The sequence below is a fragment of the Schwartzia sp. (in: firmicutes) genome (assembly GCF_978017985.1).
The window spans coordinates 1-7266 of record NZ_CDXDFU010000198.1; the positions used below are offsets into that span (position 1 = coordinate 1).

A 7266-nucleotide genomic window follows, 5' to 3' on the forward strand; every position below is an offset into this window, starting at 1 on the left:
CGTAAGAGCCGCCAATTCAAGCGCCTTGTGATAAAGCACCTCTGCCTGCTCCGTATTGACATTAAAAAATGACCGTTAGGAGATATTAAAGGTCAGCGTCCCTTTGGAATCAAGAATAGTCTTCTTGCCACAGAGAATATTGGTTTTTCGTCCGAGGATTACGTTGTTGCGGTATGTCTGGATATTCTGCTGAACGCTGACAAGTTTAGGAATACGCGCTTTAAGGAGTTTTACGATTTCCTTTGCCTGGTGCAGCTCCTCTGTTGCCGTCACCAGCACCACCATTACGCTGCCGTCTTTTCCCACGCGGCCCATTACGTGGCGCAGCACGCCCGTATGCTTATCCTCGTTATATACGGGAATATGATATTTGTCCACGGCTTCACGCATAACTGCCGCTATTACATTGTTTTCTTCCTTTTGAATAAGGCAGTTTTCCGTGTTGATGATGCGGTGCGTGCCCTGTGCAAAGCAGCCTATTGCGGCCCTGCCCTTGTCTTTTCCAACAGGAAACTGCATTTTATTTCTATAATTCCATGCATCCGAGCCCATGGTTTCATGCACGGGAACGTCTTTCTGCCCGCCGATATGCACCAGCGAGTCAATGACCTGCTGACGCTTCATTTTAAGCTGTGCCTCATAGGAAAGATGCTGCAGCTGGCAACCGCCGCATTCCTTGTATATGGGGCATTCCGGCTCGACTCTGTCCGGGCATTCGTTAATAATGCGTACCAGCCTTGCCGATGCGTAGCTTTTTTTCACAACATCAATAACCGCTTCGACTTTTTCACCGTAAAGCGCCCCGGGCACAAATACGGTGAAGCCGTCTATTCTCCCGACACCTTCACCGCCTGTCCCAAGCCTCTCAATATCAATTTCAACGGTCTGCCCTTTGGCGACCGGTATCTGCTTTTTCACAATCTTTCTCTCCATTCAATAAATAACGCCCGACAGTATGGGAATCTTCTGCCGGACGTTTTGTCCTTCAAAACTTCACTTTTTCAAATAGCTCCATGGGACTGTCCAAAAGAATCTCCGCCCCGCTTTCTATAAGCTCTGTCTTCGGGCGGAACCCCCAGGTCACTCCCACGGCAAGCGCCCCCGTGTTGTGAGCAGTTTCCATATCCACTGATGTATCTCCGAGATACACCGTTTCTTCCGGCTTTACTCCGAGCTTTTCCAGCACATAGAATACGTTCGCCGGGTCTGGTTTATGCGGCACTCCCGCACGGCCTCCCACGTACGCGTCAAAAGTTCCTTCAGCGAAAAGATTCCCCAAAAGCTCCTCTGCCGCCGACATGTGCTTATTTGTGCACACACCGATTTTTATTCCGCGTTTTTTAAGCTCTTCCAGCATTTCCACGATTCCGTCATAGGGCTTCGTTTTATGAAGGAGGTTTTTCGCGTAGATTTCCTTGTACTCAGAGAGCGCCTTTTCAACTCCCGCTTCGTCCATTTCGGGCAAAATTCGCTCAATGAGCTTTTTTGAACCGTTTCCTACGAAGTAGCGGAATGCATCCACGGGCTGCGCAGGTTTTCCGTATTTTTTAAGCACTTCATTGCCGCTGTCCGCCAAATCCTCAAGGGAATTTATAAGTGTTCCGTCCAAATCGAACACGGCTGCTTTGTATGTCATAAAGACGTTCCTCCGTATTAAAGGCCCTTTGCACGCATCTGCTCACGGATACGTTTTGCTTCGCCTTCCATTTCCTTCGCGTTGCGGCGAAGTTCATTAGCCTTTCGGATAGTAGCAGATGATTTCGTCTCCAGCCACTCTGCGTATGTCTTTGCATAAGACTCTTCAAGCTCGCAGATATGAATTCTGAGGCGGTGCAGAGTCTGTGCCGCCTGCGGAGCTTCTATAGCCGCGAGTTCTTCATGGCGTTTCTGCCAGTCAGGCAAAATGGACTCAAGCATTATCTTTCTGAGCGCCATTCTTGTTGTATCCTGCCCGAGATTGCCTGTCTGCACTATATCCACGAATTTTTTATCCATCTCGTGAATGGCACTGTCATGCTTCATCATTATGCGGTCGGTTTCTTCCACATACGCTTTGAGCATTCCCTTGCGTGATGCGGCGATGAGCTGTATAAATTCCCGGAAATTGGAGATTTCCGCCAAACGCCAGAAACCGTCCTCTGTTCTCTGAAGACGTGCCTTCAGCACAAATTCCTGTCCCACGTCCTCAGGATACACCCGTGCGGATACCACCGCCGTTCCGTCTTCTTTGTTTGTCTCTATACCCTCAAGTCCGCGGAACGTGATATTTTTCAGCCCCGCTTTGTTAACAACAACATCAGAATCCACGGAAAGCGCTGCTTTGCTTCCGGCATTTCCTCCCCAGACTCCGGTATTTACGAAGTCCTTAATAACCGAGGTAAAGCCTGCACGGAGCGGAGCCTTGAAAAGGTCTGCAAAGCCCGATACCGCGCTTCTCTGCGCGTCGTTAAGTGAAGCATCTGCATCCATCAGGCCTTCAAAGAGCGCGTCACATGAAGTGTTAACAAGGTTTTCAACATCCACATAGCGGGCAAATTTATCCTGATCATGCTTTTCGACAGCTTCCTGCATCATGCGCACCGCATATTCCGGAGTTTTTGTATAATATCCGAAATACCACGCAAGCCCTCCTGCTGCCGCAGCCGCGATGATAAAGAGCGCTATCATCAGCCGCATTCTTCCCTGTTTTGAAAATCCGCCTGCCATACGGAATCATCCTTCCAATCTTCAAAAACTTACGGAGACGGATTGTTCTCCCGTCTCCTTTTTACATATTATGCACCCACTCAGCACAATACGCAAGAACCTATGTTTAGAAAAAAATTAACCGTCCGAACGCCTTGCCGGAACAGTATTTTCAATAATTCCTCCGCCAAGAACACGGTCTCCGTCGTAAAGCACAACGGACTGTCCCGGGGTGACCGCACGCTGCGGCTCATCAAAAGTCACACGCAGGCTTCCGTCCGTGAGCATCTCCGCCGTGCACGCGCCCTCACGTCGTCCGTAACGCACCTTTGCCGTACAGCGAAACGGCTCCTTCGGAGCTTCGGACGTCCATGTAACTCTCACAGCCGTAAGCCCCGAAGCGAAAACGTCATTCGCTCCGCCCACGATAACACGGTTATTTTCCGTATCGAGCCGTACTACATACAACGGCTCGGGAGCGGCAATGCCAAGTCCCTTCCTCTGCCCTACGGTATAAAGAGGCAGCCCCTGATGCTTTCCGAGCACACGCCCAGAAAGGTCAGCCACATCTCCCGGCACAAGGCACTCAGGGCGATGCTCACGTATAAAACGTCCGTGGTCATCATCGGGGATAAAGCATATCTCCTGGCTCTCTGCCTTATGCGCTACAGGAAGGTTATATTTCTCCGCCATCTCCCGCACCTCAGGCTTTGTGAATCCACCCAGCGGCAGAAGGAAATGCGCCAGCGTATCCTGTGTCAGATGGTACAGCACATAGGACTGGTCCTTTTTTTCATCAAGTCCTTTTCTGAGCTCGTAAAGATTATTTTGTTCATTATAGATAATCTGGGCGTAGTGGCCTGTTGCCACGCAGTCCGCGCCGAGCTCCCTCGCCTTCTGCATGAGAGCGCCGAATTTCATTGCCCGGTTGCACTCAATGCACGGATTAGGCGTTCTTCCCTTCGCGTATTCATCGAGAAAATTGCACACAACATTCTTTTCAAACTCCGCACGGAAATCCAGCACATAATGCGGAATACCTAGAATGGACGCAACTCCCTGCGCATCGTTGACAGATTTTATGGAGCAGCAGCCGCGGTCGTCATCAGCTTCCCTGCTCTCCTCAGAAAGGCGCATTGTAACGCCTATTACCTCATACCCCTGCTCCTGCAGCAGAGCCGCGGTCACAGAACTGTCCACGCCGCCGCTCATGGCAGCCAGGACTCTTTTCTTTTCCTTCATATATCAGTGTATTCCTCCTTACAGCTTATGGAATACCTCCGAGTTCTCACTTACCTTTGAAATAACCTCGTTGTATTCCTGCTGCTTGCGCTGAGCTTCCGCCAAACGCTTCTGTATGCGTTCACGGTCCGGTCCGATATCCTGCTCAGTCAGTTCCTTTGTTTCTCTCAAAACCGAAAGCTTTTCATGCATGGCAATCTCTACCAGCTTGGCCTGCTGCAGCTTTATCTGTGCAATTTTCAGAAGCGCGTCGTAATTGTCAATCGTTCCAGCAGCCTGAGCGGCAGAAATCTCCTGCTTCTGGGCATCAAGCCGCGAAAGCTTTCCGATAAGCTCTTCCTCGATAGCCGTCAGCTGATGTCCGATTCTGCGCCGTTCCTGCTGTCTCTGCGGAGAATTGCCGCTCAAGCCTTTCTCAAGATCAAGCCGCTCCGGCTGCTTCAGCTCATCAACATTTTTAGGCACAGTCGCCTCATCAACCCTAAGCTCCACAGAACCGTAATCACCCGAGAGCGACGGCACTGCCGGCTTCTTCTTTTCAACCGGCTGCTCCTCCTGCGCCTTGGGTGCAGGCTTTTCCATGTTCTGCATCTGAAGCTCCGTGAGACAGAACACTCCCATCATAGCACAAAGTACCAGCGCGGCGCCCAAAAACGTAAGCCGCATACCGGCTCCGCTGACACGTATCGCCATGACGATACAAACAAAACAGAGAACCACCATCAGAAAGACTACGGCAAAAATCGCCTGCGTTGATAAGATACCCATGTTCACTTTCCTTTCCTTCTTCTCTTTCCCCCGCTTTTCTGATAAACTGAAAAACAAAGGAGCGAGAACTATGCATACTTCCGGCCTTATTGCCGAATATAACCCTTTTCACAATGGGCACAGACTGCAGCTGAATAACATTCGTGCCGTCCTCGGCAGCGATACGTCTATCGTAGTCTGCATGAGCGGTGCCTTCACCCAGCGCGGCAGCGCAGCCGTTCTCCCGAAAGGAGTGCGCGCCCGCTGTGCGGTAGAAAACGGAGCCGATCTTGTAATCGAGCTGCCGACTGTTTTTGCTGTCCGAAGCGCCCAGTATTTCGCCGAAGGCGGTGTCCGCCTGCTCGCTTCTCTTGGTATCATAGATACCCTTGCCTTCGGTACAGAATGTGAGGATTCTTCATTTTCGGCACGCATTGCCGAAAAACTGCGCCTGCCTGAAACTCAGCAGTCACTCCGCGATATTATGAAGCAAGGCCATTCCTACGCGGAGGCCTTGACGAAGGCACTTGATCTTACCGCAGAAGAGGCTGATGAAATGCGGCAGCCAAACAACATTCTTGCCGTTGAATATCAGCGCGCCCTTCAGACCTATGCCCCCGAAATCAAGCCTCTGCCGCTGCTACGCAGAGGAAGCGGCTATCATGATTCTGAGATTTCATCTGAATATCCCAGCGCTTCTGCCATACGAAGAAGCATTTCGGAAACAGGCCTGACTGATGCCGTCCGGAAGGCTGTACCGGCTTCGGTTTTTTCCGCTCTTGAAAAAGAGCCCTGCTTCCCAAATGACGAACGGCTTTTCCGCCCGCTTCTTGCGAAGCTCTATACCATATCCCCCGAGGTCCTCGCCAATAGTATTGGCATAAACGAGGGACTTGAGAACAGAATCATTTCCGCTGCGAAAACAGCAGGCTCTTTAGAGGAGCTCTGTGATTCCCTCAGCAGCCGCAGATATCCGAAGAGCCGTATAAGAAGAACTCTTCTGTCCCTGCTTTTCGCCCCTTCATCTGCCGAATACAGGCATTATGAGGAAAGCGGTCCGCTCTATATCCGTGTTCTGGCATTTAATGAACGCGGACGCGGTCTTTTGAAGGAAATACGCGAAAAGGGCAGTCTGCCTCTTGTTTCCAGGGTACGCCCCTTCCTGCGCCACAGTTCCGATGAACCTGACACCCCTGCGCAGCGTATGCTTTATTATGACACGGTGGCCTCCGACCTGCGGGGACTGACATTAGAGCCGATTCCGTCTGCCGGAGAAGATTTTCTGCTTTCTCCCGCCTATGTCAAATAACTCAGCCCAAAAAGCTGAAGAACAGCCATACTGCAGCGCCCACAACAAGCGCCACAAGTGCCACCGGCAAAGCAATAAAGAAGATAAATGCCAGTATGCCTGCAATAATCAGAAAAAGCCATATCTTTCGCATCAGCGACCCGTTGTCGCCGAAAGACATATAATGTATCCGCGGCCCTGATGTGCGCTCAAACCGCACGTCCTGTTGAGGGCCGCTGTTTTCGTCATAGGAGCCTGCTTCCTCGATGGTCACCCCATCATAATTCATCTTCTCGTCCTGCGACAGGACACGAACCTTATTTTCATCTGAATCCGCGCAGACAGGGCAGCGTCCTTCCTCATTCAATTCCGAACCACATCGCTCACAGCGCATCAAACAGCCTCCTTCAAAACCATCTTTTTCATAACCGTATCAGACCTGATACAACGCCTGCACGCTGCCTTCCTCAGTTCTGTACCGCGGGTCCAGCTCCACCAGCTTCAGCACGGCTCCGACCTTTTCTATCATGGATATGGTTGCCTGCTTTGTAGTCTGAAGAAGCGTAATTATTTCATCAGCCGCACGGTAATCCATACCGTTGAGCCCCTGAATCAAAATCAGTACGGCAGCAACAAGCGCTTTACGGCTCCGTATCTCCCTCTTGCCGATTGTCGAAATATAATCCGCATAAAGCCTTTTAGCCATCTCCGCCGCATAGCAGCTGAACCCGAATCTATGCGCCGCGTCAGCGATTTCCTCCTGTCCGGGGGACAGAAGCGAAGCATTCCCTTCGGGACGCTCCGGAAGTTCTGCCATCTCCGTCGGAATAACCTTGAGCTGCGCGAAATTGGCCAAAATATTGATTGTATGGCGCACAGAAATGGCATGCCGTGTAAAGAAATCCTGCAGCGTCGCATGCGGCATCTGATATTTCTTAAATGCCTCGTACTGGTGCAGTACCTCCTCCTTTATGCGTTTCCGCAAATGCGTTGAAGCCTGCATTGCCGTGACATAATTCAGCAGCATGATTCCCTCGGGATATAAATGCCCGTAAAGGATAAGATTCTTGAAATCCGTATATCCGTTGTCCGGAATCGGAAGCAGCATCTGCTCATCAGTGAACAAATCCTTGCAAAATATGCAGTCCTGCTCCGTACGGGTGACGTAGAATATCGAAAGCCGTGTTTTAAGAAGGTCCTTCAGGATATATTTATCTCCCGAAGACAAAACCTTTCTTCCACGTTCAAGAAAATAGCGAAGGGGAGTAATGTCCTCTGCCATCATATGATAATCAAAAAAGAAA

At 50.6% G+C, this 7266-nt stretch carries 7 protein-coding genes and 1 pseudogene; 1 reads left to right on the plus strand and 7 read right to left on the minus strand.

The annotated features are described in order from the left end of the window. Positions 1–75: 75 nt before the first annotated feature. The 5 genes from rlmD to ACY69O_RS08570 form a co-directional block, all read right to left on the minus strand. Positions 76–918 (minus strand): 23S rRNA (uracil(1939)-C(5))-methyltransferase RlmD, encoded by an 843-nt coding sequence (rlmD, locus tag ACY69O_RS08550; protein ID WP_462333048.1) that lies wholly within the window; start codon positions 916–918, stop codon positions 76–78. 67 nt (positions 919–985) lie between these two features. Continuing rightward, positions 986–1636 (minus strand): HAD family hydrolase, encoded by a 651-nt coding sequence (locus ACY69O_RS08555; RefSeq protein ID WP_462333049.1) that lies wholly within the window; start codon positions 1634–1636, stop codon positions 986–988. 17 nt (positions 1637–1653) lie between these two features. Then, entirely contained in the window at positions 1654–2706 is a 1053-nt protein-coding gene (locus ACY69O_RS08560) for a DUF2939 domain-containing protein (protein ID WP_462333050.1), read from the minus strand. 117 nt (positions 2707–2823) lie between these two features. Then, on the minus strand, positions 2824–3927 hold the full coding sequence (mnmA, locus tag ACY69O_RS08565; protein WP_462333051.1) for a tRNA 2-thiouridine(34) synthase MnmA: 1104 nt from the start codon (positions 3925–3927) through the stop codon (positions 2824–2826). An 18-nt stretch (positions 3928–3945) separates the two neighbouring features. Then, positions 3946–4695: a hypothetical protein gene (locus ACY69O_RS08570; protein ID WP_462333052.1), complete on the minus strand. Its 750-nt coding sequence runs from the start codon at positions 4693–4695 to the stop codon at positions 3946–3948. A 70-nt stretch (positions 4696–4765) separates the two neighbouring features. Here ACY69O_RS08570 and ACY69O_RS08575 point away from each other — a divergent pair, with 70 nt between their 5' ends. Next, a complete protein-coding gene (locus ACY69O_RS08575; RefSeq protein WP_462333053.1) occupies positions 4766–5983 on the plus strand; it encodes a tRNA(Met) cytidine acetate ligase in 1218 nt (405 codons plus the stop codon). Between the two features lies 1 nt (position 5984). Here ACY69O_RS08575 and ACY69O_RS08580 read toward each other — a convergent pair whose 3' ends face one another. Further along, the gene (locus ACY69O_RS08580; RefSeq protein WP_462333054.1) at positions 5985–6356 is read right to left on the minus strand and encodes an NfeD family protein; all 372 of its coding nucleotides are present in this window, start codon (positions 6354–6356) and stop codon (positions 5985–5987) included. Positions 6357–6395: 39 nt separating this feature from the next. Beyond that, a pseudogene (locus tag ACY69O_RS08585) lies at positions 6396–7266 on the minus strand (hypothetical protein); the annotation flags it as partial.

What these genes read in the sequence shown, in the direction of transcription:
- ACY69O_RS08555 (WP_462333049.1), bottom strand. Translation starts at nt 1,636, where the DNA reads ATGACATACAAAGCAGCCGTGTTCGATTTGGACGGAACACTTATAAAT.
- ACY69O_RS08560 (WP_462333050.1), bottom strand. Translation starts at nt 2,706, where the DNA reads ATGGCAGGCGGATTTTCAAAACAGGGAAGAATGCGGCTGATGATAGCG.
- mnmA (WP_462333051.1), bottom strand. Translation starts at nt 3,927, where the DNA reads ATGAAGGAAAAGAAAAGAGTCCTGGCTGCCATGAGCGGCGGCGTGGAC.
- ACY69O_RS08570 (WP_462333052.1), bottom strand. Translation starts at nt 4,695, where the DNA reads ATGGGTATCTTATCAACGCAGGCGATTTTTGCCGTAGTCTTTCTGATG.
- ACY69O_RS08575 (WP_462333053.1), top strand. Translation starts at nt 4,766, where the DNA reads ATGCATACTTCCGGCCTTATTGCCGAATATAACCCTTTTCACAATGGG.
- ACY69O_RS08580 (WP_462333054.1), bottom strand. Translation starts at nt 6,356, where the DNA reads ATGCGCTGTGAGCGATGTGGTTCGGAATTGAATGAGGAAGGACGCTGC.